The organism is Nostocoides japonicum T1-X7 (genome assembly GCF_001046855.1).
GTDB lineage: Bacteria > Actinomycetota > Actinomycetes > Actinomycetales > Dermatophilaceae > Nostocoides > Nostocoides japonicum.
The window spans coordinates 2,303,102-2,328,022 of the sequence record NZ_HF570958.1 but is presented as its reverse complement, the minus strand read 5'-3'; the positions used below and the strand labels follow the sequence as shown (position 1 = coordinate 2,328,022).

Below are 24,921 nucleotides of genomic sequence, written 5' to 3'. Positions count from 1 at the left end.
GCACAGCGACGGTCACCGGGGGTGGAGGGACCGGCGAGGTGGTCGCGGCCGGAGCGATCGGCATACCTGTCGACACCGGGCCGCGCCCGGACCGGGTCGACGTCTTCTGGGAGCGGGTCCTTGCGGGTGCGCCGTCACCCGTGGACCTGGCCGTCGCGGCGTCGGGGAATGTGACCGTCCCGGCCGCCCTCCGGCCGGCAACCGTGTACGGCGATGCGAGCGGGTGGACGGCGCTCCTGCCATACCTCGCCGGCTGTCGTGAGGGGGCGATCGGTCCTCCCGCGGCAGACCTCGAGACACGGTTGCGGCAATGGCACCGGTCCGGCCGGGGCTGGTTCTCCTGGGTGGCGGACGACGTGGAGCCGGGCCCGCCCGACGCCCCGGAGGAGTCCGCCTCGACCCGGCGGCCGTCTCCGGAACGGGCGCTGGCGGACGACGTCGTCGCGACGATCCGTGCCGGCGTCAGGGAGGGTCGCTTCGCCGGCGGAGACCACGTCACCGACCGCTACCTCGCCGAACGGCTGCATACGACTCGAGGCCAGATCCGCTCTGCCCTGCGCCTTCTGGAGCGCGACGGGCTGGTCACCGCCATCGCCGGCCACGCCGCGGTGATCCCCATCCCGACGACCGCCGACGTCGTGGAGACGTATGCGGCACGTCGGGCTCTCGGGGTCCTCATGGTGCGGGCGGCGACGCGGTGGACACCCTCTGGGAGGAAGGCGGTCCTCGCGGTCCTCGAGGAGCTCGACAGGTGCGCCGTCGACGACGACGTGGAGCGCGCCAACCGCCTCGACCAGACCTTCCAGGTGGCGCTGGCCGACGCGTCGGGACTGACGCGCATCGGGCCGATGCTCGGCCTGCTGTCCGACCAGATCCTCATGTTCATCGCGGTCATCGGCATCCGGTACGCCTTCCCGACGGAGGGGATCGTCCGGCGCGACCACGAGCTGTTCGCCGCCGTCGATGCCGGCGACCTGGACGGTGCGGTGGAGTCCTGGCGCGCCAAGATGGACGAGTCGGCGAGCTACATGCTCCAGCTGTCGAGGACGCCGGCCGCCGTCGGCGGCTCCGGTGACCCGATCAGGAGCCGTGGCATACCCTCCTCGGACCGATGGCGACTGGGCCGGTCAGGTGCTCGTGTCGGCTCGGCGCCCCCATGCCGTGAGGGTCTGGTAGAGCTCGTCCGGGACGGCGCATCCGGGGGCTTCGCCGGGGTCGATCCAGACGGTGACGTCGGCGCCGTGGTCGTCGTGCCAGGCGGTGAGCTGCGCCTGGAGGCGCTCCGGGTACCCCTCGCCGACGACCTCCGGGGAGAGGGCCAGGACGAGCATGCCGACCGACGGTGAGTGGGCGCCTTCGTTGAACGGCGGTGCGGCAGAGGAGAACCGGCCACCGGCGAGCGTGGCGAGCACCTCGACCATGAGCGCGATGTTCCCGCCCTTGTAGCCGCCGAACGGCAGCAGGGCGCCCGCGAGCCCCTCGTCCGCCGAGGTCGTCGGGGATCCGTCGGGGCCGACGGCCCACCCGAGGGGGATCTGCGCTCCCCGGTTCGCGGCGTCCCGGACGGAGACCCAGGCGGTGGCGCTGGACGCCTGGTCGACGGTGAGCCGACGGCCGTCGGGCAGGGGGACGCCGAAGGAGAGCGGGTTGGTGCCGAGGACCGGGGATCGGGCACCCGCGACGCTCATGAGGGCCGGCGAGTTCGCGCACGTCAGGCCGATGAGGCCGGCGGCGTTGAGGCGTCGTGTGTAGTGGTCGAGCTCGCCGACGGTGAAGCAGCTCTCGACGGCCAGGACCGCCAGGCCGTAGGTGTCGGCCGCTCCGACGAGGGCCTCGGCGGCGACGTCGAACCCGTGCTGCGCGAGCCCGCCGTGACAGTCCACCCGGACGACGACCGGGGTCGGTTGCTCGACGGAGGGCGCCACGTCGGTGGTGATGCGCCCGTCGTGGAAGCCGCCCAGGTAGTCCAGCAGATGGGAGACGCCCACGGGGCGGCGTCCTCGCAGCTCCGCCTCGACCGTAGCCTCGGCGAGCAGTTCCGCCTGAGGTGGCGTGGCGCCGGCCCCCCGGCAGGCGCGCTCGCACACGGCGCGCAGCTGACTGCGATCCAGCTCGATCATTCGCTCACTCCCAGGGACTGGCCTCGACACCGACAGGACGTCAGACCGGGCAGGGTATGCGGCATGCGGCGGCGGTGTCCATGGGCCCTGAGGGTGGCACGATAGGTGAACCCATGGGGTCCTTGGTGCGAGTGGATGCCCGATCGAAACCAACTCTGAGCCGTGGACCCACCCACGTGCGCCACGACACGCCAGTCACGCTGGAACCACAGCAGATCCGGATCCCTGTTGCCGACCCTGATGAGAGAACCTCATCCAGTAGATGGCGTACCTATTGAACCTGCCCCTCAACTCCTTGATGTCTGCGGGGGCTTGAGCGCCGGCCTTCTCGCGACTCATCTTGACCATTCCAATCAAGAGCGCTCGACATGAAGCCGGCCCAATCGAAGCCAGATCCAAGGAGCCCCGCCGCACCTGCACTGTCCGGTTCGTCCGCTCGAATGCCTCGGCGAATCTCGCTGATGACTGTAACCCCTTTCCAATGCCTAAGGTGAGAGGTGCTGTGGCATCTATGGTCGAGTCAGTCGCATTCCAGCGTCCCAGTTCGCATCGGCCACTCACCACGGACGGAGGCCCACACACGGACGGGTCAGTCGCGTGTCGATCCACTCTCGCTTGCGCGCCGCCGTGCTGCCCAGTCGTCAAACGCCTCCACCGATGAGAAGCATCGCAGCGTGAGGTACGGTTTGCGCGGCTTGCCGTCACCGAGCTGAGCCACCACGAGATTGATACCCTTTCGGATGTTGACGGCTCGAACCGAGCCAAGAAATATGCCTGCCGCGATACAGATCCCCCCAAGGAGATACCCAGCGTAGCGGGTCCATGGAAAGAAGCTGAGCCCAATAGCCAGGAATGCAGCTGGGTAGAGCCATGTGAGATAGGCCAAGCTGGCCCTTCTGCATTTTGAGATGTGCTGGAGCGCGTCTGATCCTATTCTTGGCTCCCACTCGCGGGGATCCATGTACGAGGCTTCCTTGAACCTCCGGACGCTCATAAGAAGAATCATCTATTTGCCGAACGTGTCCACGCCGAGGCTTCCGGACCCACGCATGACCCCTTGCACGTTGAGGAACCCTCTGACGCTCTCGAAACCCTCCGGAAGTGTGGCCCCAGCGAAGTGGCCACCGGGGGGGCCAGTGAATCCCAAACCTGCTGCACCGAGGATAGCGCCCCCGCAAGACTTCGACACGACTCGCCGTCCCCTACGCCGCCACCGTCCACATCGCCAGCATCGACCGCTGGCTCAAACGACTCTCGTAACAAGGTCCCAACGGGCTGAGCCGGACGGGGGTCACTACTCGACCGACTGCCGCGTCGTTCCGCCGCACAGACGTGAAAGAGTGACGGGACTGTCGTCTCCGCCCGGTCGCATGACTGGTTGCGTCGTCCCGTCCGCCCCACGTCCTCCAGGAGAGAAGCAATATGTCGTCCAAGCGCACGATCCACGCCGTCGAGACGCATTCGGGCGAGCCGATGCGGGTCATCACGGGAGGGGTGCCGCACGTGCCGGGCGAGACGGTGTACCAGCAGATGAAATGGCTGGAGTCCAACGACGACCAGCTGCGGAAGATGATGCTGCGGGAGCCGCGGGGCTATCCGCCGATGTGCTGCAACCTCATCGTTCCGCCGAAGCATCCCGATGCGGCGGCCGGCTTCATCATCATGGAGCACGTGGAGTATCCGGTGATGAGCGGCGGCAACACGATCTCGGTGGCCACCGTGCTGTTGGAGACCGGGATGATCCCGATGCAGGAGCCGGTGACCGAGTTCGTTCTGGAGGCGCCGGCCGGTTTGATCGGGATCCGGGCGGAGTGCAGGAACGGCAAGGTCACCGCGGTGCGGTTCGAGAACGTGGCAGCGTTCTGTGCGATCCAGGACGCGGTGATCGACGTGCCGCATCTGGGGGAGGTGGCCGTGGACGTCGGGTGGGGCGGGATGTTCTACGTGATCGCCGACGCCTCCCAGTTCCCCACCCTGCGGCTGGTCCCGGAGGACGGGCGGGAGATCACCCGCATCTCGGCGCTGATCCTGGGCGCGGCGCAGCAGCAGCTCCAGGTGTCACACCCCGACTACCCGGGTATCGGGATCACCGTCGCCCAGCTGTCCGGACCGACCGGCAACCCGGCCGCGGATCGCCGCAACGCCGTGCTGATGCCCAGCGGACCGGTCGATCTGGACAACCCGGCATCCTGGACCGGCGGGATCGACCGGTGCCCGTGCGGCACCGGGACCTGCGCCAAGATGGCCGTCCTGCACGCCAAGGGCCAGCTGCCTCTGCATACGCCGTTCCGGCACGAGTCGATCCTCGGCGGCATCTACACGGGAGAGCTGGTCCGTGAGACGCGCGTCGGCGACACTCCCGCCGTCATCCCCACCATCAGCGGACAGGCTTGGATCACTGGCTACACCACCTGGGTGCTGGATCCCACTGATCCACACCCCGACGGATTCGTCGTCGGCGACCTCTGGGCAACCGGCTGACGCAGACCGGACTTCCGCAGTCGATAGGCGTACGTGAGGGCTGAAGACGCGGGATGACCTGCGCAAACGTGGTTTCGGGACCAGGTGTATCCGGTCCAGCCGTGGCGCAGTCAAGGCTGTGTCCCACGGTTGTGATGGTGACCGTGAACCCACTCGTGCGGCACACCATCACGTTCGCCAACTGAGAGGGAGCCGATCATTGGTGTGCGGGGTAAGAGCGGCACCTCGACGCGCACGTGCCTTGGGTTCCCCCGGCACGAAGTGCTTGGGGAAAGTGTCGATGCGTCGGTCTCCAAGGGCACCGTTCGTCGGGCATACCCCGCCCTCGCATGACGACTTCGCCGATCCTCTGGGTATGTGGCCTCTTGAAATGTTCCCCAGAATCTCTGCATACGAAACTCTTGACACGTAGGCCAAGGCTGAATAGTGTCAGCCCCCGCGGGAGGCGGTCATCGATGCGACATCCTTGCGCGGGTTCGCGCCCATCAGCCCTCCGGAGGTCACCGATGCAGAGTCGTCCCACAGAGCCCGCGGCTGATCAGATATCCCGGGTGTTCACGGGGTCGAGGAGTCAACGGTGAGTGCTCGGGCAGGCGCCGTCGGCACGGCCGTCAGCGAACGGTTCCAGCGCCGCTTCACGATTCGGCTGGTCATCGTCCTGGTCGGTGGAATGTTCCTGAACGGCGACATCCTCGGCCTGGTCGGCCCGGTCATCAGCAGCAGCATGAAGACCGACCTCGGAGTCAACAGTCTGTGGGAGGGCCCTCTGGCGGCCGCTCTGCTCATCGGCATCTTCTTCCGGTCACCGATCGGTGGCTGGGCCGGTGACGAATTCGGGCGCAAGCCACGCGTCTCCGTAACCGACAACTGGAAAGGACATTCATGACCAAGCGAGCACTGCAGGCCGTGGCAGTGACTGCGGTCTCGCTGCTGGCCCTGGCCGCCTGTGGCGGCCAGCCCGCGGAGAAGGCAAGCGGCGACAAGAATGTGACCTTCGGCGTCGTCGAGGGCTGGACCGACCAGAGCGACACCGCGGCGGTCTTGAAGGTGATCTTGGAAGAGAACGGGTACACCGTCAAGATCGACAAGGTCAACGACAACACCCCGATGTACGAAGGTTTGGCGAACGGCGACATCAACGTGCTGTCCTCTTCCTGGTTGGAGCGCACTCAGAAGGACTACTGGACCCGGTACGGCCATGACCTGGACGACATCGGGATCTACTACCGGGGCGCTCAGAGTTTCCTCGCGGTGCCGGACTACTCCGACATCACGTCGATCGCGGACCTGCCCAGCCACGCATCCGAGTTCGGTGACCAGATCATCGGGATCGAGCCAGGCGCGGGACTGACGGAAATAACGCGGAACGCGGTGATGCCGGCGTACGGGCTCCAGGACTTCAAGCTCGTGACGTCGTCCACGGCCACCATGATCGCCAAGCTGAAGCAGCAGACCGCGGCCAAGAAACCGATCGTGGTGACTCTGTGGAAGCCGTTCTGGGCCAATCAGGCCTTCCCTGTACGCGCGTTGCAGGACCCCAAGAACGCCTACCGACCGGAGAACCTGCACGTCGTCGTGAACAAGGACTGGTCCGCGGCCCACCCGCAGGTCGTGAACATGCTGGCCTCCTTCAAGCTGGACGACAAGCAGTTCGCCTCCTTGGAGGACACGATCGTCAACAAGTCCGCGGGTCAGGCAGATGTGGGTGCGAAGGCATGGCTCACGGAGAATCCCGGCTTCGCCGAGGCGCTCACGGCGCAGTTGACGAAGAAGTAGTAGACCTCGGCGCCACCTACTGCCGGAGGTCTGAGTCTCCGACTGCACGTCTTCCCCAGAAACCGTCCCACCTAGGACCTGGAGGTCCGTCGATGTCCATCCGTCAATGCGTCCGCGCAGTCGGTCGGGAGCGACCGTTGTCCCGCAGTGCTTCTCGGAGGTGTGCCCCATGTCTGTGACAACGGGCGAGGTGCCCCCCGGAGAGGTTTCCACGCTGGCCTTCAAGAAGCGGTTCATGAAGCGGCTGATCGTGGTCCTGATCGGCGGCATGCTGCTGGATGGCTACATCCTCGGCATCGTCGGCCCGGTCAACGAGACCATGACGGCAGATCTCGCCATCACCCCGGCGGTCGAGGGCCTGATCGCCGCGGCCGCGTTGATCGGGATCGGTGTCGGCTCGCCGATCGGTGGCTGGGCCGGCGACAAGTGGGGGCGCAAGCCGCTGTTCATGGTCGACATCGCCTTGTTCTCCGTCGCGTCGGCCATGCAGTTCTTTGTCCACTCGGCGGCGCTGCTGCTGGTCGTACGACTGCTGATGGGCATCGCGATCGGGATGGAGTATTCGGTCGGTTGGCCGATGCTGGCCGAGTTCGCCCCGGTCCGGATCCGCGGTGCGCTGCTGGCTGCGACCAACATCGCCTGGTACGGCGGCTTCCTGCTCGCCTACATCCTCGGCACCATCTGGATCACCCAGACCCACCTGAGCTGGAAGTTCATCCTGGGCACCAGCACCTTCCTCGCCGTCGCGCTGCTCCTGGGCCGGCTCGGTATGCCCGAGTCGCCGCGCTGGCTGTGGAACCAGGGCCGCAAGGACGAGGCGATCGCGATCGTGAACAAGTACATGGATCCCCCCGAGTTCAGCGACATGGAGCATTCCGAGGTCCGCAAGGGCACGTTCTCCCAGTTGTTCGCCACGAAGCAGGCACGGCGGGCCACCGTGTTCGTCAGCGGATTCTGGTTCTGCGTCGTCGCCCCGTACTTCGCGATCGCGACGTTCGCCGTCACGGTCTTGAAGCAGTACGGGATGGACGGCCCCGCCGGCAGCATCGGACTCTCGGCCCTCGCCCTTGCCGGCGTCATCACCTGTGCCTATCTCGTCGACAAGGTGGGACGTCGCACGCTGGCTGTGCCGTCGAGCTGGCTGGCCTTCATCATGCTCGCCCTCATCGGATTCTGGACCGGTGCTCCGGCGATGATCGTCCTGGTGCTGTTCTTCGGCTACTCCTTCGTCAACGGCGTGGGCGGCACCTTGACCGGCATCTTCCCCGGTGAAATGTTCCCGACCGAGATCCGTGGCGTCGGAACCGGGTTCGCGGCCGCGATCTCCCGAGTCGGCGCGGCCGCGGGCACCTTCCTGCTGCCCATCGCGATGGTGAGCCTCGGTGCGAGCGTGTCGATGCTCATCGCGGCCGGCGTCGCTCTCGTCGGTGCCCTACTGGCGCAGTTCCTGGCGCCGGAGACCAAGGGCTTGAGCCTGGCCGAAGCGGCGAAGAACTTCTCTCACTGAACCAAGCCCTCAGTAGGGTGTCGCAGCTCATTCCGTGGGATCCGGTCTTGACCGTTCCGGTCGATACGTGACCGACCGGAGCTGGTGTGATGCCCAGTACGAAGGATCACGTGGCCACGCTGCTCGCCGAAATCTTCCAGACGACTTCACAAAGGAGAGAACATGACTGTCGCCGTGGCGCTCAGTGACACACCCCGCGGTCAGGCCGCCCTCAAGGCGGCGGCCGAGGAGGCCCTGCGTCGCAACGAAGGCCTCGCCGTCCTGCACATCGTCGGCGGCGTGGACGAGGTGGAGGCCAACGACCCGGCCGTCGAGAAGCAGGTTTCCAGCCAGCTGGACGGCATCGCCGGCCTGACCTGGAAGCTGCACACCGCCCCCGAGAGGTTCGACACCGCGGAGGCCCTGCTGGACGAGGCGGAGGAGGTGGGCGCCACCGTGCTGGTGATCGGCTCCCGCCACCGCACCCGAGTCGGGAAGCTCTTCCTCGGCTCCATCGTCCAACGCGTGCTGCTGGAGTCGACCATCCCCGTCCTCGTCGTCAAGGCTCCTTGACCGTATGACATCAGGAAGCTGATCGCCCGACCCACAGCTGCGGGCATCGAGTTGGGCGATTCCCTTTCCCTGGGCCAGATCCTCGCCAAGCGAAAGTCACAGTGGGGTCTTCTCGGATCAGGATCCCGGCTGGGTGCAGATCCGCCGTGGTGCCGATGTGACTGGCGTGTCGTGAGGCGCACGTGGGGCCCCTGGCTCAGAGTCGGTTTCGACCAAGCAGCCCTGCTTGAACCAAGGACCCACGTGTTGAACCAAGGACCCCACGTGCTGACCTATCGCGCCACCGTCGACGTCCCCCTCCTGACCATCTCCCGGGATGAGGTCAGGGCTCGGCTCGCGGCAGACCGTGCCGCGAGGCCGCGGTGACGCTCGACGTTCGCTATCACCCTGCAGCTCTCGCCGAGCTTCGTGCCGACCTGGCGTGGTATGAGGAACGGGGTACCGGGCATGGTGACCGCTTCGAGATGTCGGTCGATGATGCGGTCGATTCCGTCTTGGAATGGCTGGAGGCCGGTGTCGTCTGGCCAGGTTGGGACAGCATCCCGGTGGTACGGCCCTCATCGGGTGGTCGGCTTCCCGTACCGGCTCGTCTATCTGCTTCAGCCTGATGCGCTCGTCCTGGTCGCGCTCGCCCACGAGAGGCGCAAGCCCGGCTCTTGGCGTGACCGGCTGACATCGAGCTGAGGGGTGCGGACCGCTGCCACCATGCCGGACGCGCCGCGCGCAGGGACCCACCCTCGATCCCATGAGCAACGCCACGACGGCTCGTCACCGGTGCCTTCGGGGGCGCCGGCGGGCGGCGGTGAGGCGGTCGACCATGTAGGTCCTCGCGTTGGCGATCTTCTGTCGCCACAGCTCCGCCGCGAGGTCGGCGTCCTGCGCGACGAGCGCCGCATGGATGGCCTCGTCGTCGCGCAGGATCGCGTCGGCGGGGTAGGCGTAGTCGAGTCCCATGACGGCGATGAACACCCGCAGGTGGTCGGCGAGGATGTGCATGACCGGCGCGATGCGGACCAGACCCGAGGCATCGGCGAGGCGGTCCTGGAAGGTCGTGTCGGCCTGGCCCGTGAGATAGACGTCGCCGGCCACGGCGTGCCTCCGCACGTCGGCGAGAGCCGCCTCCACGGCTGCGCGTTGGTCCGGCGACCAGCGGATCGCCGCGCGGACGACCATCGCGCCGAGCGCCTGCCGGGCGGCATACGTCTCGACGACGTCCGCCACCTCGGGGACCGGGATGACGGCGGTGTGGCCCGCGGAGACCGTGAGCAGACCGTCGCGCTCGAGCAGCCGCATCGCCGAGCGGACCTGGGCCCGCGACGTGTGGAGCCTCGTCGCGAGGTACCTGTCCGTCACGTGGTCGCCGCCCGCCAGCCGGCCGTCGGTCACCGCCGACCGGATCGTCGCGACGATCTCGTCGGCGAGGGCGCGCTCGAGGCTGAGGTTGCGAAGGAGGGTCCGGCCCGCCCCCGCCGCCTCGTCGGACGGGGAGACGGAGTGGGCGGACCACGCGAGATCCCCGGAGGGGCGGAGGAACCACTCCCGGAGGGCGCTCTCGGCCGCGTGGAGGCGCGCGGGGTCGTGGTGCCGCCGCGACCCCCCGAGGACGCCGAAGAGGGAGAGCCACTCCCCGAGCCCGTCGCATACGACGAGGGCGTCCAGCCAGGAGGGGACCGACACCGGGGCGGAGGCCACCGCGACGTGCGGCGCACCCGACCGGGCCGGGCGCGCCATCGTCGCCCAGAACGCCTCCTCGGACGACGGCGCGGTCTCGGGGATCCGGTCACGGGCGAGCTCGGCCGCGAGGATGGTCCGGATGGAGCGCTCGACGGCGGGTGAGGAGAAGACGGTCCTCGACGTCCCACCGACAGGCGGCCCGGCGCCGAGCTCCAGCACCATGAGGCTGTAACGGGGCCGCACGAGGATGCCGGCGAGACCGACGGCTCCCGAACCGGCGAGCGACGCCAGCTCCCGTGTCACGGGGGTCTCCTGCCGCATCGGCGCCCAGGCGCGGGCGACCCGCGACTGGCTGATGCCGAGCGCCTCCGCGAGCGACCGGCTGGACCACTTGGTCGTCGGCATCCGGAGCGGTGCGAGGAGCACCTCGCGTGCGATCTCCTGTCGTGCCTGCGCCGCGTCGCTCCCCATCCGACTCATTGACTCACAGGTGGTTCCATCTTGTACAGGACTCTTCCGGACGGCCCGGCCTGGGGGGCACCCTGAGGCCCATGTCACACCAGGACCCGTTGTTGACCCCGTTCACGCTCAAGGGCTTGACGCTGCGCAACCGGATCGTCAGCACGTCGCATGAGCCGGCGTACAGCGAGGACGGGCTGCCGAAGGACCGGTACCGCGAGTACCACGTGGAGAAGGCCAAGGGTGGGGTCGGGCTGACGCAGATCGGCGGCAGCGCGCTCGTCTCGCCCGACAGCGCCCCGGCCTTCGGGAACCTCCAGTTGTGGCGGGACGAGTCGGTGCCGTGGCTGCGGCGGCTGTCCGACGAGGTCCACGAGCACGGCGCCGCCGTCATGACCCAGCTGACCCACATGGGCCACCGGACGAGCAACTACACCGACAATTGGCTACCGGCGGTGGGCGTCAGTCGAGTGAGGGAGTCGACGCACCGGGCTTTCACCCGTCCGGCGGATCGGTGGGACCTGGCGCGGATCGCCCGCGACTACGCCGACACCGCTGCCCGGTGCAAGGAGGGCGGCCTCGACGGCATCGAGATCAACGCCTACAGCCACCTCTTCGACTCCTTCTGGACGCCGCTGCGCAACGACCGCGACGACGAGTACGGCGGCTCGTTCGAGAACCGGATGCGGTGGCCGTTGGAGGTCATCGCCGCCATCCGCGAGGCGGTCGGTGACGACTACATCGTCGGGGTGCGGATGACCTTCGACGAGGAGCGGCCGGGCGGGCTCACGGCCGAAGAGGGCATTCGGGTGGCCCGGGCCCTGACCGAGGCGGGCATCGACTTCATCAGTGTCATCAAGGGCTACATCGACACCGACAGCGAGCTGGCTCGGATGATCCCGCCGATGGGTACGCCGTCGGCGCCGCATCTGGAGTTCGCCGGGTGGGTCAAGCGCCAGCTCGACGTGCCCGTCATGCACGCCGCCCGGATCGCCGACGTCGCGACCGCTCGGTATGCCATCGCCGAGGGCCTGCTGGACCTGGTCGGGATGACCCGGGCCATGATCGCCGACCCGCACCTGGTCCACAAGATCGCCGCCGGGCAGACCGACCAGATCCGTCCCTGCGTCGGGGCGAACATGTGCATCGACGGCATCTACACCTCCGGCGCGTCCTACTGCGTCCACAACCCCTCGACCGGCCGCGAGCTGCAGCTGCCGCACCAGGTCTCACCCGCGCCGGTCGTCAAGCGGTGCGCGGTCGTCGGTGGGGGACCCGCGGGCCTGGAGGCGGCCCGGACCCTCGCCGAGCGCGGCCACCAGGTGACCCTGTTCGAGGCCAGCGACCGGCTCGGCGGGCAGATCAACCTCGCCGCCAAGTCCGCCCGCCGCCGCGACCTCATCGGGATCGTCGACTGGCGTGTCGAGGAGCTGCGACGGCTGGACGTCAAGATCGCCGTGAACCACTACGTCGAGGCCGGCGAGCTCGCCGACGCCGGCTACGACGTCATCATCGTGGCCACCGGCGGCATCCCGGACGTCGAGGTGGCCAAGGGCAGCCAGCTGGCGACGGACACCTGGGACGTCATGTCCGGCGCGGTCAAGCCGACCGGCGAGGTCATCGTCTACGACGACAACGGCGCCAACCCCGCCGTCGACGCCGTGGAGATGCTTACCGGCACCGCCCGCTCCATCCGCTACGTCTCGCCCGACCGCACCCTGCTGCCCGAGCTGGGAACCCTCACCATGACCGGCTATCTGGAGATGCTCGCGGACAACGAGGTGGCCATCACCCCCGTCCACCGGCTCCTGGGCATCGAAAAGGTGGAGGGCCGGCTCAAGGCGACCTTCGCCGTCGACGGAGCCCACAAGACGACCGACATGGTCGCCGACACCATCGTCATCGAGCACGGCACCGTCCCGGTCACCGACGTCTACGACGACCTCGTCGACGGCTCCATCAACGGCGGCGAGATCGACCTACACGACCTGCTCACCCTCTCCCCCCAATCCCCCCACCACAACCCCGACGGCCGCTACCAGCTCTACCGGGTCGGCGACGCCGTCGCCAGCCGCACCATCCAGACCGCCGTCCTGGACTCCTTCCGCCTCTGCAGCGCCATCTGACCAAGGTCCTCCCCGGTCAGGTCCCGGAGTGGCGGACGAAGCCCGTCTCATAGGCGAGCACCACGGCCTGCACGCGGTCACGGACGTCCAGCTTCGTGAGGACCCGCGCCACGTGCGTCTTGACCGTCGTCTCGGCGACCACGAGCTCGGCCGCGATCTCGGCGTTGGAGAGCCCGCGGGCCATGAGCCGCAGGACGTCGAGCTCGCGGTCGGTGAGAGCTACCAGGCGGTCCGGGACACCAGGTGGGGTGGACGGCTCTGAGAACCGCTCGACGAGTCGCCGCGTGATGGTCGGCTCGATGAGCGAGTCACCCGTCGTCGCGGCCCGGACGGCCGCGATGAGGCGGGACGACGGCGCATCCTTCAGGAGGAAGCCGGCGGCGCCGGCGCGCAACGCCCGGTAGACGTACTCGTTCTGGTCGAACGTCGTGAGGACGACGACGGTGGGTGGATCCGGACGGCGCAGGATCTGCTCGGTCGCGGCCAGCCCGTCGAGCTCCGGCATCCGGATGTCCATGAGGACGACGGCGGGTTCGACGAGCGCGGCGAGCCGCACCGCCTCCGCGCCGTTCGACGCCTCGGCGACGACCTCGATGTCGCCCTCGGCCTCCAGGATCACCCGGAACCCGGTGCGCACCAGCTCCTGATCGTCCGCGACGAGGACCCTGATCACCCGCTCATTGTGCCCGGCCGGGCTCGTCGAGGAGTCGTTCTCGAGGAGGATGACGGGCGGGAGGATCGTCCTCGCGGCCGACGCCGGCGACGGGGGCCGGAGTGGATCGTGGGGTCCACGCCGGGGTCACGAGGACGCCGGGGACGGAAGGACACTCACATGGACATCGTCAAGGGCATCCGCCCCATGGACTACGTGCTGACGGCCGTCATGGTCGCACTCGCCGTCGTCATCGGGCTCGAGAACGTCACGGCCGGCGCCGCCGCCGACGTCGCCCACCCCCTCGACTCCCACTCGGCCCTCATCGTCCCGGTCTTCGTCGTCGCCGCACTCCCGATCCTGTGGCGGAGACGGTCCCCCGTCGCGGCGACGACGGTCTCCTTCCTCGTCGTCGCGGCGAGCGTCCCGGCGTTCGGCTGGATCACTCGCTGCGGGTTCGCCCTGCCACTGTCGGTCGCGATGGCATACGCCGTGGCCCGGTTCTCCGGCGGCCGCCCGCAGCAGCTGGCCGGGCTGGGAGCGGTGCTCGCCCTCCAGGTCGCGACCCTCGTCAAGGACTCCTCCACCGGAGGACTCGGCGCCCTCGCCCTCTCCGTCCCCGTCGCGGCCGCCTGCTACGGCGTGGGACTCCTCGTCCGGATGCGCACCGGCGAGCACGCCGAGACGTCTACGCTGGATGCCGAGCACGTCCACGCCTGAGGGGTCGAGCGATGCGTGAGGGATTCCGCACGGTGGTGACAGGGGTCCGGCCCGTCGACTGGGTCCTCGCGGGAACCCTCACGGCGCTCGGCCTCTGGCTGATGGTCGAGAACGTCACGGTGAGCGACGAGCAGGTCGCGGCCGCCATCCGCGAGGGCAGCATGGCCCATCCGATGACGTCGCACTCCTGGGCGATGGTCCCGGTCTTCCTCCTGGCATCGGCGGGCGTCCTGTGGTGGCGGCGCGATCCCGTCGTGGTGGCCGTCGTCGCCCTCGCCGTGATGGGTCTCCACGACATCCTCTTCGGCTGGGTCACCAGGTGCGGCGCCGGGCTGCCGCTCGCCTTCGTGATCACCTACCTGGGTGCCGTGGCGCTCGACCGGTCCCGTGCGTATGCCGTGCTCGCCCTCACCTCGCTCCTCACCGTCGTCGTCCTCGTGGAGGACGCGACGACCGCCCTCGGGGCCATCGTGCTCGCCCTGCCGATCGTGGCCATCGTCTTCGGGATCGGGCGCGCCGTGCGGCATCGCACGACGATGCTCACCGAGCTGGAGGCCCGCACCCAGGAGCTCCAACGGCTGCGCGACGACCGGGTCACACTCGAGATCGCCGGCGACCGGGTCCAGCTGTCCCATCGGCTCGACGGGCTCCTCAAGGAGCGGCTCGAGCAGCTGGCGACCGTGGCCGAGTCCGGCAGGGACCTCGCCGCCGAGGACGCCAGGGACCTGTTCGCCAGCATCGAGACCGACAGCCGCGCGACCCTCGACGACATGCGCGAGATCGTCGGGCTGCTGCGCGGTGGCGATGTCGCCCTGGCCCCCGCCCCCACCGTCGCGCACCTCGACGCGTTGCTGGCCCGGCATACCGGGGCCGACGCGCGGCTGACCGTCACCGGCGATCCCCGGGCGCTGCCCGCCACGGTCGAGCTGTCGGCATACCGCATCGTCGAGCACCTCGTGAACGTCCTCGCCGACCGGCCCCACGCGCGTGTCGACGTCGCGGTCCGGTTCGAGGGCGACGTCCTGGAGATCCGCGTGAGCGGGCCCGCGGTCCGCTCCGCCGACCTCAAGGCCGCCGTGCGGCTCGCCAGGGAGCGTGCGGCCCTGCTCGACGGGTCGGTGCACGTCAGGGTGAGCCGCGGCCGGGCGAGTGCGGTCGCGCAGCTACCTGTCGTGGGATAGCGGCCGGCCATGCATCGGATCGAAGGATTCGCCATCGTCGTCGGGGTCCTCCTCGTCGTGGCAGTCCCGACGGCGGTGCACGGCTGGCCGACCTCCGTGCAGGGCAACGTCTTCGTCGCGCTCACACTCGTGGCCGGGTTCTCCCTCACGAGGTGGCGCGACCGGCCCCGGATCACGGCGGTCCTCACGCTGGGGCTGCTGCTCGCCGCAGGGGCCGTCGGCGGGCCGTTCCCCGACCCGGCCCTCGTCATCCTCTCCGCCGGCTGCGCCGTGCTGTCCCTCGGCTGGTCCGGTCGTGCCGCGTGGCTGGTCGCCCTGTGTGCCGCGACGTACCTGGTCCTTCTCTACGTCGTCGTCGACATGAACAGCTGGGTAGCGGCCATCATGTTCACCCTTCCGCCGTTCGCCGCCGGCACGGTGTTCCGCCTCCGGAGGGAGACGTCCGACGAGCTCGCGCGGCGGGTCAGGGACCTGGAGGACGAACGGGAGCTGTATGCCGAGCTGGCCCTCCGTCACGAGCGGGCCCGGATCGCGAGCGAGCTGCACGACATCGTCGGTCACGCCATCAGCGTCATGGTGATCCAGGCCGCGGCCGGCCAGCGCCTCGTCGACTCCGACCCGAGACGGGCGCGGGACACCTTCACGACGATCTCCGAGTCCGCCCGACGAGGGACCCAGGATCTCGAACGGCTCGTCGAGCTCCTCGACGGCCCGCCCGGGGCGGAGCTGTCGTTGGTCGAGGAGGTGGTGACCCTCGCCGGGCGAACCGGGCTCCGGGTGTCCTGCCGGTTCGAAGGCGACCGGGACGCCGTCTCGCAATCCGTGGCCCATCTGGCCTTCCGGGTCGTCCAGGAGAGCCTGACCAACGCTCTCAGGTACGCGCCGGGTGCCGACGTCCGGGTCGTCATCAGGGTCGACCCGGCCGGCCCCGACGTCAGCGTCCGGGTCGAGAACGAACGCGGCATCCAGAGCCCGGCTGCGCACCTCGGCGGCGGCAGCGGACTCCTCGGGCTGCGCGAGAGGGTGGAGGCCCTCGGCGGCCGGTTCAGCGCCGGCGAGTCCGATGTGGGCGGCTGGTCGGTCGAGGCCCGACTGCCCCGTCACGCGGCGCGCTGCTGACCGGGGCGATGAAGCCGCCCGGAGCAGCGCGTCGTGTCCCGGGAGGATGTTTGGGAGACGCGAGCGCGGGGGATCGGTGACCTCACGGTGGATTCGTCGGAACGATGCGGTCCGAGCCCTCACCGGAGGACGCTGGGACGTGCAGGGGAATGGCTGGAGCTGAGGAGACGTCATGATCGTCGGCAGGTTCAAGGTTCAGTGTCGGCCCGAGCGCACCGAGGAGATGGCGCAGGTCATCGCCGCCGTCGAGGCACCCAGTCGCGCGCTGCCGGGCGTCGTGCACTTCGACGTCTCCCGCAGCCTCACCGACCCCGACGCCTTCATCGCCACCGAGGTCTTCGAGAACCGTGAAGCACTCGACCGGCAGAACGCCCAGGACGAGGTCGCCGCCCTGCTCGACCTCATCAACGGGGGAGCAGTCATCGGCGACTATGAGTGGACCGTCTGGGAGACCACGGAGTAGGCCTCGAGGCCGAGGCACCGAGACTCTCGGGTTGCCCTGCCGGATCAGAGGGTGTCGGCGTGGTGGGAGCATCCCCTCCAGGGTCGCCACCGCATGCCACGCCTGGATGTCGGTGTATGCCGTCAGGTCGTTGACGATCACGCTCTGGCGGTGCGCGGCCGCCTTGGCCTGCGGGACAGCGGCGAGCCGGACGACGGCGCAGGACGCTCGCCGGATCGCCTCGCGACGCTCGGGGCTGGGGTGCACGGTGAAGGCCATGGGTCGTCTCCTTCCGGTCCACGGGAGTGGTCTTGACCTGTAGGAGGGCCTTCCCGTCCTCCTGATGCCCCCAGCACCGACGAGTCGCCCCGACCAGGACCTCGTCGATGACCTCCATCGGCCGGGGCCTCTGCGCATTCGAGGTGTCCGAACACTCCCAGGCGGTCACCACCGACCTCGACCCGCAGAGGCGACGTCACGACCATCCGCGTGGGTCGACGCTGATCGATGGGCGCGGACCATCCGTCGTGCGCATGGCCCCGTCCACGTCCCGCAGAACACGCGGTGACAGGTCGCCATGAGAGCACGGTGAGAGCGAGTGGGGCCACGGTGGCGCAATGGACGCGGAGGCTGATCGCTGGCACGCCGCGGGCGAGGCCCTCACGCGCGACGGGGATGCGCGCCTCGCGGAAGACGACTTCGAGGGCGCCTGTCGGCACTACCTGGTGGCGGCCTGGTGCTTCGGCCGGGCCGCGGTCGCAGCGCGGGACAGCGACGGGAACCGGCACGTCTCCTGGGCGTCGTACCGCTACGCGCTGGAGGCCGCGGCCCCGCTCGTGCCGGACGGCCCTCCCGCCGGAAGCCATTCGTCGAGGAGCGTGACCGGGTCGCGGGAGATTCCGAGGCGCTCGCCGGAGCGCCACAGCCGGTCGTAGACGTCGTCCGGCAGCCGATCACGCAGTGAGCGGATGACCGACGCGGAGTGTGGCAGCCGCGGCCACGGGAGGCCGTCCCGCGAGTGCATGGCCTGCGCCGCGGCATAGCAGCGGACCGCCTCGAGACTGCCGTCGGTGGAGGCGAGAATGCGCGCGACGTCCTCGAGGAGCTCGCTCGTCGGATGCATGGCAAGGACCCGGTGGGCGAGCGCGGTCCGCCGCATCCATTCCAGCCCCGCCTCCGGGTCGCCGTCGGCGAGGGCGGCCATGGCGCAGGCGTAGGACGCGACGAAGGCCGCGAACTCGTTGTCGTGCGGCTCGGCGAGGATCTCTCGTGCGTCCGCGAGGGCCGACTTTCGGTCGGGCGCACCGAGGCGATGCATGTCGAGGAGTGCTCGGGCACGCACCGTGATGTCCGCCCGACCGATCCGCTCCCCGATCGCCATGGCGGCCGTGGCGGCCGGCGCCCCGACCTCGGCCGCCTGAGCCACCCACGTGCTCACGGCGACGAGCACCAGGACCTCGCCCGCGAGGGCTGCCGAGGCGGCCGGCGGATCGAGCAGCGCAGGAAGCTCGGCGACGATCCGAGCTGCGGCGGCGCGGTCCTGGCCCAGCCCTCGGAAGGACAGCTCGAGCACGCGCGCGAGGGCCGCCTCGACGCCGCAGAAGGCCCCCGCCTCGGCTGCGGCGACGGCGGACCGGTACCAGTGCGCGGCCTCGAGCAGCTGCCCCCGCTCGAACCAGTGGAGCATCAGCCGCGACAGCAGCTCCAGGGCCGCCGGCTGGGGCGAGTCGACGAGGACGGAGGTGAGGGTGGCCGACACGGCTGTCGAGTTGTCCCGGAGCCATGCCGACGCCTCGGCCTGCCCCGAGCTTCCCGTGAGCGGGGCCTGGCGGATCGCGTCGATCACCCAGCGGTCGCGGGCGGCGGTCACCGCACCCCGCTCGTCGTCCTCGAGCAGTCGGTCGGCGTGGGCGCGGGTCGGGACGAGCTGGCGGAAGGTCGTGACGCCGGCGGAGCCGCCCGGTCGCGCCGGCATGAGCAAGGACCTGTGAACGAGGCCCGCGAGCAGTCCGGGGGCGTCGTCGGGCGTGAGCGGGCTCACCGAGCACAGGACGCCGGCGGCCTCGGCCGTCACCGGCCCGGAGAGCGTGGCCAGCCGTCGATGGAGGACCCGCTCATCCGGGCGGGCCAGGCGATAGCTCCAGTCGACGGTCTCGAGCATGCTCGCGTGGCGCTGCGGACCCCGGCCGCTGCGGCTGAGCTCCGCGACCCCGCCGGCCAGGGTCGCCGCGACCTCCGAGAGCTCGAAGACCCGAACCCGCGCCGCGGCCAGCTCGATGCCGAGCGGCAGGCCGCCCACCGCGGCACAGATCCGCTCGACCTCGGCCCGGTCCGACCCGAAGGGGTCCAGGTCCGGGCGGTGGGTGGCCAACCGTTCGGCGAACAGCGCCGTCGCCTCGTCGCGGGACAGGGGCGCGAGCCCCACGACCATCTCGTCGCCCACCTCGAGAGCCTCCCGGCTCGTCGCCAGCACGCGGACGGCCGACGATGCGTCGAGGATCTCGTCGAGGACCGGCGAGACCGCGTCGAGGACCTGCTCGCAGTTGTCGACGAGGAGCAGCAGGCGACGGTCGCGCAGCTGGTCGGCGATCAACCGGGCGACCGGTGTCTGCGGCCGCGGCGCGAGATCGAGCGTCGCGGCGATGATCTCGCGCAACCGCGTCGCGTCGCCGTCCTCGGGCCGCAGCTCGGTGAGGTCGATGAACCAGACCCCGTCCGGATGGTCGGCCACCAGGTGGTGGGCCGCCTCGACAGCGACACGGGTCTTGCCGGCCCCGCCCGCGCCCGTCACGGTGACGAGTCGGTGCGACCGCGATCGCCGGACGATGTCGGCGACGACCTCCTCACGCCCGATGAGCGGGCCGCGACGGCTCGGTAGACGCACCGGCACGAGGCGCTGCGCCGCGGGGGCCGCGGCGATGGGCGGGTCGAGCTCGGCGGCGTGGTGGAGGATCTGCGCCTGCAGCGACCGGAGCTCGGGTCCGGGGTCGATGCCCAGCTCCTCGGAGAGGACCCGCTGCGCCTCGGCATACGCGGACAGGGCGTCGGCCTGCCGCCCCGTGCGGTAGAGGCCGAGGATGCGCTGCGCCCAGAGCCGCTCGCGGAACGGGTGCTCCGCCAGCAGGGGCACGACGGCGCTCAGCGCCCGCTCCGGGTGACCGGTGTCGAGAAGGGCCTGGACGTGGAGGGTCGCGAGAGCGGCTCGGCACTCGGCGAGCCGCTGGCGCGTGGGCGCGAGCCAGGCGGCGTCGGTGAGCGAGTCGTACGGCTCACCCCGCCATAGGGACAGGGCCGTCTCGCTGAGCTCGAGGGCCAGCTGGGCGTCGCCGGCGTCGAGGGCCTCGTCGGCCCGCTCGGCGAGGGCGGTGAACCGGTGCGAGTCCACGGCGTCGGGAGGAACCGCCAGGCGGTACCCGGCGGGCAGCCTGCGGACCACCGTCGCCGCCTCCCCGGCGGCCCGGTCGGGTTCGAGCACGCTGCGAAGCCGCCACACGACGGTCTCGAGGGCCTGAGCGGACCGGGCCGGCGGCTGCTCACCCCAGATCGCCTCGATGAGCGCGTCGACCGGGACCGTCTCCCCCACGGAGGCGACGAGGCGGGCGAGGACCGAGGCGAGCCGACGCCCGGGCAGGGGGACCTCGATGTCGTCCGCCTCGACGCGGAGCCGGCCGAGATCGCGGAATATCACGGGCCCATCGCCCCTCGTGGGAGTCGCCGTGAGACCGGCCTGAGAGCGCGCCGACGCAGCGTCATCCCGGACGCCGGACACGACCGGCACGCGAGAGACAGGACGACAAACACCATGAGCAGCTCCTCCGCCACCGACACCGTACCCAGTCGCGTCTCGGCACCGAGCGGTGGCCGCAGCCGGCTCGAACGTCGCCCTGCAGTCGGCGCTGGACCACGTGCTCATCGGCACCGACGGTGACCCGGCCACCGCCAAGAGCGGCGACCCGGTGTTCCAGCTCGGCGACGCCAGCAGCATGACGAGCTGGGCCCACGAGACTCCGACCCAGGGCTGGGCGACCCGGCCGCAACCGGGGTGGGCACCGCAGTGGTGGCCACCCCGGCCGTGACCTGCGCGTATCACCGAGGCCACGGCCCGCTCCTTCCCGACGTCGAAGGGTCTCCCGGGCCGTCCGCCCGTGTCGGGCCGGACCCGAGGATCGCGAGAGGACGTATGCCATGACCGGACCGGACGCGCAGGCCACCCCGCGGGTGCGACTCCGCCCCGCCGTTCCCGAGGACCTCGACCCGCTGACCGCGACCGCGCGGGAGCTGAGCAGGTACGGCCTGCCCGTGCGGCCCGACCCGCGGACCGAGCCGGGCCAGGCGGCGCTGTGGGAGCGGAAGGCGCGGCGCTACGCCACCTTCGAGCATCTCCCGCCGCAGGCCGACGCGTCCATCGCGACCACCGTCGAGCTCGCGTCCGCCGGCATCGGGCCGGCCCCCATCGAGTCGTCCGGGTTCAGCCTCGTCAGCCTCTCCGCGCCGTTCACCGCGCTCTTCGTCACGTGGACGGTGCCCGACCTCTCCTACAGTCCGACTCCCTTCGGGATCAACCACTTCCACACCTTCGTCGGCCTCGGATTCCTCGACGTCCACGTCGAGATGACGGTCGACCCGCAGCAGAACGTCACGAGCCACCTCTGGGCCCAGGGCGTCGGGCCGATCCCCCTGCCGGTGCGGCCCGGCGACGTCGTCAGCGGCTCCCTGTGCCTCGACACGAAGCCGCCGGGCACCGCGCACTACTTCCTCGCGAACGAGACGACCGCGCAGACGATGAACTTCACGGTGGACACCGGGTTCCCCCCGGCCGTGACCATCGATGCGGGCGTCACCCGCGACGACCTCGACCTCCCGGTGCACCCGCTGGCCCGCTTCGGTGCGGTGTACTTCGACGAGATCAGCGCCTATACGACGAGTGGGAGCAGGTCGCTCACGGCGGGCGACGCCATCACGATGGTCGAGTCGAACGGCTCCACCCTCGCGCGGCCCGTCCGCCTCACCGACGACGCGTTCAAGGTGGTGTTCGTCGCGGCCTGAGCCGCCCCACCCGGGTCCGATCCGCGCGTCGCCGCGGCTCCGCATACCGCCGCCCGCCACACCTCCCCGGGGACCTCCACACGCGGTTCCGAGCAACAGGTGAGGTAATGGCTGGGTGCCCTCACGCCTCGCCCTCGCCGATCCGCCGCCTGTGGTCGCCGGCCGCCGTCGCCTGCCGTGCCACGGCGCTCCCCGATCGAGCGGCCGATGAGCTCGCCGACCCGTTCACCGGCGCCCGGCGCAGCCGGCCCGGGCACCGAGGACTACGTCCCGGACCCCAACCGGTGGAAGGCGTTGACGGTATGCCTCGTGGCGGGCTTCATGACCCTCCTCGACGTGAGCATCGTCAACGTCGCGCTGCCGAGCATCCGGACCGGTCTCGGCGCCGGCGAGAACACGCTGTCCTGGGTGGTGTCGGGGTATGCCCTCTCCTTCGGCCTGCTCCTCGTGCCCGCGGGACGGCTCGGCGACGCTCGCGGACGCCGGCCGACCCTCATCGCGGGCCTCGGCATCTTCACGCTCGCCAGCGCCGCGTGCGGATTCGCCCACGCCCCAGTGGTCCTCATCGTCGCCCGGCTCGTCCAAGGACTCGGCGGCGGCATGATCTCCCCCCAGGTCAGCGGTCTCATCCAGTCCCTCTTCCGGGGCGCCGAGCGGGGCAAGGCGTTCGGCTTCTTCGGCGCCACCGTCGGGGTGTCGACGGCCGTCGGCCCCCTCGTCGGAGGCCTGCTCATCGCCGTGTTCGGCACCGAGTCCGGCTGGCGCTACGTCTTCTTCGTCAACCTGCCGATCGGGCTGGCGGCGATGCTCCTCACGCGACGCCTCGTGCCCCACACCCCACGGGACCGCGTCGCGGCCGGCGGCCAGGACCTCGACCCCGTCGGCGTCCTGCTCCTCGGGCTCGCGGTGCTCCTCGTCATCCTGCCCTTCATCGAGCAGCAGACGTGGCGCTCCCCGATCCGCCCCTGGCTCTTCCCGGTGGCCGGCCTCCTCTTCGTCGCGTTCGTCCTCTGGGAGCGTCGCTACCTCGCCCGAGGACGCGAGCCGGTCATCGACTTCCGGCTCTACGCCCGCACGAGCTACACGGCAGGGACCCTCATCGGGCTCGTCTACTTCGCGGGCTTCACGGCGATCTTCTTCATCTACGCCCAGGTCCTCCAGGAGGGGCTCGGCTACTCCGCCCTCCTCTCCGGGCTCGCGGCACTGCCCTTCGCGATCGGCTCGGCCGGGGCGGCCGCGATCGGCGGGCGGGTCGTCACCCGGATCGGACGCAAGCTCGTCGTCGCCGGGCTCGTCCTCGTGCTCGCCGGGGTCCTCGCCGTGGCCGTCGTCGGCCACCTCGTCCAGGGCACCGGGCTCGGCTGGGCGGCCGCGGCCCCACTGCTCGTCGCGGGCATCGGCGGCGGCCTCGTCATCAGCCCCAACGTGACGCTCACCCTGTCGGAGGTGCCGGTCGCCCAGGCGGGCGTCGCGGGCGGCGCCCTGCAGACCGCCCAGCGCATCGGGTCGGCCGCGGGCATCGCCATCACCGGCAGCGTCTTCTACGGCGTCCTCGCGGGAAGCCGCCCGCCGGACTTCGACCGGGCCTTCGTCCACGGTCTCCTCGTCGTCGCCCTCTTCGTCGCCGTGGCCCTCGCGCTCGGGCTCTTCGATGCCGTGACCGGCTCCGGCTACCATGGCCGCCACGAAGGCTGAGGCCCATGGCACCCACCGACGACCACGAGCAGGCAGCCCCCCGGGGCGAGCAGCTGTACGGCAGGCAGACCGAGCTGGGCGTGGCGAGCTTCGGGCCCGGGCGTCGCCGTCTCGCCGACGTGCCGGCGCTCATCCGCAGCTACGCCCGGGTGAAGGCGGCCGCCGCGCGGGCCAACGGGGCGCTCGGCGTCCTCGAACCGGAGGTGGCGCGGGCCATCGACGCGGCCGCCCGGGAGGTGGCGGCGGGGCGCCTCGACGACCAGTTCCCCACCGCACTCGTCCTCGGCGGCGGGGGAACGACGACGAACATGAACCTCAACGAGGTGATCGCCGCCCGCGCCACTCGGCTCGCGGGCCGGCCCATCCATCCGAACGACCACGTCAACGCGTCGCAGTCGACGAACGACACGTACCCGACCGCGATGGCACTCACGATCCGCGAGCTGTCGGCGCAGCCCCTCGCGGCCCTCGAGACGCTGGCTCGCGCGTTCGAGGAGAAGGCGGCGGAGTATGCCGACACCCTGCGTCTCGGACGCACCTGCCTCCAGGACGCCGTCACGCTCACCGTCGGGGAGACCCACCGGTCCCACGCGACCGCGATCCGTCGCACGGCACGCGGCGTCCGAGCCGCCGTCGAGGAGCTACGCGCGGTGCCCATCGGCGCGACGGTTCTCGGCACCGGCATCGGCGCACCGGCCGGCTACCGCGAGCTCGCCGTCGCCGAGCTCCGCGGGCTGTGCGGCGACGACCTCCTCCTCCCGTCCAGCGACCCCTACGACGCGCTGGCCCATCTCGACCCGTATGCGGCGATCGCACAGGCGGCGGTGCGTGCCACCCTCGTCGTCGCCAAGATCGCCGGGGACCTCCGGCTGCTCTCCTCCGGTCCGGTCGGGGGGATCGCGGAGGTGGGCCTGCCGGCGGTGCAGGCCGGCTCTTCCATCATGCCCGGCAAGGTCAACCCGGCGATCCCCGAGTACGCCATGCAGCTCAGCTACCGGGTGCGGGGAGCCGCCCACACGGTCGAAGCGGCGGTCGGCGCGGGCGAGCTCGAGCTGAACATCATGGAGCCCGTCATCGTCGACGCGCTCATCGACATCTTCGAGGACCTCGCCTCGGCGGCCCAGGTGCTCGCCGAGAGGTGCGTCACCGGGCTGACCTGGGACGGGCCGCGCCTGCACGCCAACGTGAGCGGCGCCTTCGACCGGTGGGTCGCGATGGCCGCGGAGGACGGCTACGACGCCGCCACCGCCGAGGTGCGGCGGGCCCGGGCCGCCACGACGGGCGAGGACGACCGATGACCGCCCGGCCGCACGTTGCCGGACCGTCGCCGGCTCCGCATACCGACGAGTGGAGCATGATCGGACCCGGAGG

The 24,921-nt window shown here is 70.4% G+C and carries 19 protein-coding genes and 1 pseudogene; 15 read left to right on the top strand and 5 right to left on the bottom strand.

Annotated features, from left to right (window positions below; all coding sequences use genetic code 11):
- Positions 1 to 38: 38 nt before the first annotated feature.
- A pseudogene (locus BN12_RS26585) lies at positions 39 to 944 on the top strand (GntR family transcriptional regulator); the annotation flags it as partial.
- Positions 945 to 1,127: 183 nt separating this feature from the next.
- Here BN12_RS26585 and BN12_RS26095 read toward each other — a convergent pair.
- Together BN12_RS26095 and BN12_RS24450 are read right to left on the bottom strand one after the other, a co-directional pair.
- Entirely contained in the window at positions 1,128 to 2,120 is a 993-nt protein-coding gene (locus BN12_RS26095) for an Ldh family oxidoreductase (RefSeq protein ID WP_048552241.1), read from the bottom strand.
- Positions 2,121 to 2,709: 589 nt separating this feature from the next.
- The gene (locus tag BN12_RS24450; protein WP_157635440.1) at positions 2,710 to 3,114 is read right to left on the bottom strand and encodes a hypothetical protein; all 405 of its coding nucleotides are present in this window, start codon (positions 3,112 to 3,114) and stop codon (positions 2,710 to 2,712) included.
- A 428-nt stretch (positions 3,115 to 3,542) separates the two neighbouring features.
- Between BN12_RS24450 and BN12_RS10370 the strand changes: the two genes are divergently transcribed.
- From BN12_RS10370 to BN12_RS10350, 5 genes are all read left to right on the top strand, one after another.
- Positions 3,543 to 4,601 carry a proline racemase family protein gene (locus BN12_RS10370; RefSeq protein ID WP_048552239.1) on the top strand — a complete coding sequence of 353 codons (1,059 nt, stop codon included), beginning with the start codon at positions 3,543 to 3,545 and terminating at the stop codon, positions 4,599 to 4,601.
- Between the two features lie 577 nt (positions 4,602 to 5,178).
- A complete protein-coding gene (locus BN12_RS10365) occupies positions 5,179 to 5,487 on the top strand; it encodes an MFS transporter (RefSeq protein ID WP_048552236.1) in 309 nt (102 codons plus the stop codon).
- Positions 5,484 to 6,377 (top strand): glycine betaine ABC transporter substrate-binding protein, encoded by an 894-nt coding sequence (locus BN12_RS10360; RefSeq protein ID WP_048552234.1) that lies wholly within the window; start codon positions 5,484 to 5,486, stop codon positions 6,375 to 6,377. Before BN12_RS10365 ends, BN12_RS10360 begins: the two co-directional genes overlap by 4 nt.
- A 235-nt stretch (positions 6,378 to 6,612) precedes the next feature.
- A complete protein-coding gene (locus BN12_RS10355; RefSeq protein ID WP_157635700.1) occupies positions 6,613 to 7,884 on the top strand; it encodes an MFS transporter in 1,272 nt (423 codons plus the stop codon).
- 162 nt (positions 7,885 to 8,046) lie between these two features.
- Complete coding sequence (locus BN12_RS10350) at positions 8,047 to 8,436, top strand: universal stress protein (protein ID WP_048552230.1); 390 nt, start codon at positions 8,047 to 8,049, stop codon at positions 8,434 to 8,436.
- Positions 8,437 to 9,204: 768 nt separating this feature from the next.
- Here the strand turns inward: BN12_RS10350 and BN12_RS10345 are convergent.
- Entirely contained in the window at positions 9,205 to 10,581 is a 1,377-nt protein-coding gene (locus BN12_RS10345) for a GntR family transcriptional regulator (RefSeq protein WP_053080005.1), read from the bottom strand.
- Between the two features lie 80 nt (positions 10,582 to 10,661).
- On the opposite strand from BN12_RS10345, the gene BN12_RS10340 reads away from it, so the two are divergent.
- Positions 10,662 to 12,695, top strand: coding sequence for an NADH:flavin oxidoreductase (locus BN12_RS10340; RefSeq protein WP_048552228.1), 2,034 nt, complete (start codon positions 10,662 to 10,664; stop codon positions 12,693 to 12,695).
- Positions 12,696 to 12,711: 16 nt separating this feature from the next.
- Here the strand turns inward: BN12_RS10340 and BN12_RS10335 are convergent, their stop codons facing one another.
- Complete coding sequence (locus BN12_RS10335) at positions 12,712 to 13,368, bottom strand: response regulator (RefSeq protein WP_048552226.1); 657 nt, start codon at positions 13,366 to 13,368, stop codon at positions 12,712 to 12,714.
- 159 nt (positions 13,369 to 13,527) lie between these two features.
- Between BN12_RS10335 and BN12_RS10330 the strand changes: the two genes are divergently transcribed.
- The 4 genes from BN12_RS10330 to BN12_RS10315 all read left to right on the top strand — a co-directional run bounded on the left by BN12_RS10330 (position 13,528) and on the right by BN12_RS10315 (position 16,830).
- The gene (locus BN12_RS10330; protein ID WP_048552224.1) at positions 13,528 to 14,067 is read left to right on the top strand and encodes a hypothetical protein; all 540 of its coding nucleotides are present in this window, start codon (positions 13,528 to 13,530) and stop codon (positions 14,065 to 14,067) included.
- 11 nt (positions 14,068 to 14,078) lie between these two features.
- On the top strand, positions 14,079 to 15,248 hold the full coding sequence (locus tag BN12_RS10325) for a sensor histidine kinase (RefSeq protein ID WP_048552222.1): 1,170 nt from the start codon (positions 14,079 to 14,081) through the stop codon (positions 15,246 to 15,248).
- 9 nt (positions 15,249 to 15,257) lie between these two features.
- Positions 15,258 to 16,367 (top strand): sensor histidine kinase, encoded by a 1,110-nt coding sequence (locus BN12_RS10320; protein ID WP_048552220.1) that lies wholly within the window; start codon positions 15,258 to 15,260, stop codon positions 16,365 to 16,367.
- A gap of 172 nt (positions 16,368 to 16,539) precedes the next feature.
- Complete coding sequence (locus BN12_RS10315; RefSeq protein ID WP_048552218.1) at positions 16,540 to 16,830, top strand: putative quinol monooxygenase; 291 nt, start codon at positions 16,540 to 16,542, stop codon at positions 16,828 to 16,830.
- Between the two features lie 787 nt (positions 16,831 to 17,617).
- Here the strand turns inward: BN12_RS10315 and BN12_RS10310 are convergent.
- The gene (locus BN12_RS10310; protein WP_048552215.1) at positions 17,618 to 20,497 is read right to left on the bottom strand and encodes an AfsR/SARP family transcriptional regulator; all 2,880 of its coding nucleotides are present in this window, start codon (positions 20,495 to 20,497) and stop codon (positions 17,618 to 17,620) included.
- A gap of 169 nt (positions 20,498 to 20,666) precedes the next feature.
- Here BN12_RS10310 and BN12_RS25110 point away from each other — a divergent pair, with 169 nt between their 5' ends.
- The 4 genes from BN12_RS25110 (at position 20,667) to BN12_RS10290 (ending at position 24,848) form a co-directional block, all read left to right on the top strand.
- Complete coding sequence (locus BN12_RS25110) at positions 20,667 to 20,885, top strand: hypothetical protein (RefSeq protein ID WP_048552213.1); 219 nt, start codon at positions 20,667 to 20,669, stop codon at positions 20,883 to 20,885.
- A gap of 109 nt (positions 20,886 to 20,994) precedes the next feature.
- Positions 20,995 to 21,855 (top strand): G1 family glutamic endopeptidase, encoded by an 861-nt coding sequence (locus BN12_RS10300; RefSeq protein ID WP_048552211.1) that lies wholly within the window; start codon positions 20,995 to 20,997, stop codon positions 21,853 to 21,855.
- A gap of 207 nt (positions 21,856 to 22,062) precedes the next feature.
- Entirely contained in the window at positions 22,063 to 23,550 is a 1,488-nt protein-coding gene (locus BN12_RS10295) for an MFS transporter (protein ID WP_048552209.1), read from the top strand.
- 5 nt (positions 23,551 to 23,555) lie between these two features.
- Positions 23,556 to 24,848: a lyase family protein gene (locus BN12_RS10290; protein WP_048552207.1), complete on the top strand. Its 1,293-nt coding sequence runs from the start codon at positions 23,556 to 23,558 to the stop codon at positions 24,846 to 24,848.
- Positions 24,849 to 24,921 lie beyond the last annotated feature (73 nt).

Excerpts from the sequence above, each read along its gene's own strand:
- BN12_RS10345 (WP_053080005.1), bottom strand. The coding sequence starts at position 10,581 with ATGGGGAGCGACGCGGCGCAGGCACGACAGGAGATCGCACGCGAGGTG.
- BN12_RS10325 (WP_048552222.1), top strand. The coding sequence starts at position 14,079 with ATGCGTGAGGGATTCCGCACGGTGGTGACAGGGGTCCGGCCCGTCGAC.
- BN12_RS10295 (WP_048552209.1), top strand. The coding sequence starts at position 22,063 with ATGAGCTCGCCGACCCGTTCACCGGCGCCCGGCGCAGCCGGCCCGGGC.
- BN12_RS10370 (WP_048552239.1), top strand. The coding sequence starts at position 3,543 with ATGTCGTCCAAGCGCACGATCCACGCCGTCGAGACGCATTCGGGCGAG.
- BN12_RS10320 (WP_048552220.1), top strand. The coding sequence starts at position 15,258 with ATGCATCGGATCGAAGGATTCGCCATCGTCGTCGGGGTCCTCCTCGTC.
- BN12_RS10315 (WP_048552218.1), top strand. The coding sequence starts at position 16,540 with ATGATCGTCGGCAGGTTCAAGGTTCAGTGTCGGCCCGAGCGCACCGAG.
- BN12_RS10300 (WP_048552211.1), top strand. The coding sequence starts at position 20,995 with ATGACCGGACCGGACGCGCAGGCCACCCCGCGGGTGCGACTCCGCCCC.
- BN12_RS26095 (WP_048552241.1), bottom strand. The coding sequence starts at position 2,120 with ATGATCGAGCTGGATCGCAGTCAGCTGCGCGCCGTGTGCGAGCGCGCC.
- BN12_RS10290 (WP_048552207.1), top strand. The coding sequence starts at position 23,556 with ATGGCACCCACCGACGACCACGAGCAGGCAGCCCCCCGGGGCGAGCAG.
- BN12_RS10340 (WP_048552228.1), top strand. The coding sequence starts at position 10,662 with ATGTCACACCAGGACCCGTTGTTGACCCCGTTCACGCTCAAGGGCTTG.
- BN12_RS10355 (WP_157635700.1), top strand. The coding sequence starts at position 6,613 with ATGAAGCGGCTGATCGTGGTCCTGATCGGCGGCATGCTGCTGGATGGC.
- BN12_RS10350 (WP_048552230.1), top strand. The coding sequence starts at position 8,047 with ATGACTGTCGCCGTGGCGCTCAGTGACACACCCCGCGGTCAGGCCGCC.
- BN12_RS24450 (WP_157635440.1), bottom strand. The coding sequence starts at position 3,114 with ATGAGCGTCCGGAGGTTCAAGGAAGCCTCGTACATGGATCCCCGCGAG.
- BN12_RS10330 (WP_048552224.1), top strand. The coding sequence starts at position 13,528 with ATGGACATCGTCAAGGGCATCCGCCCCATGGACTACGTGCTGACGGCC.
- BN12_RS10360 (WP_048552234.1), top strand. The coding sequence starts at position 5,484 with ATGACCAAGCGAGCACTGCAGGCCGTGGCAGTGACTGCGGTCTCGCTG.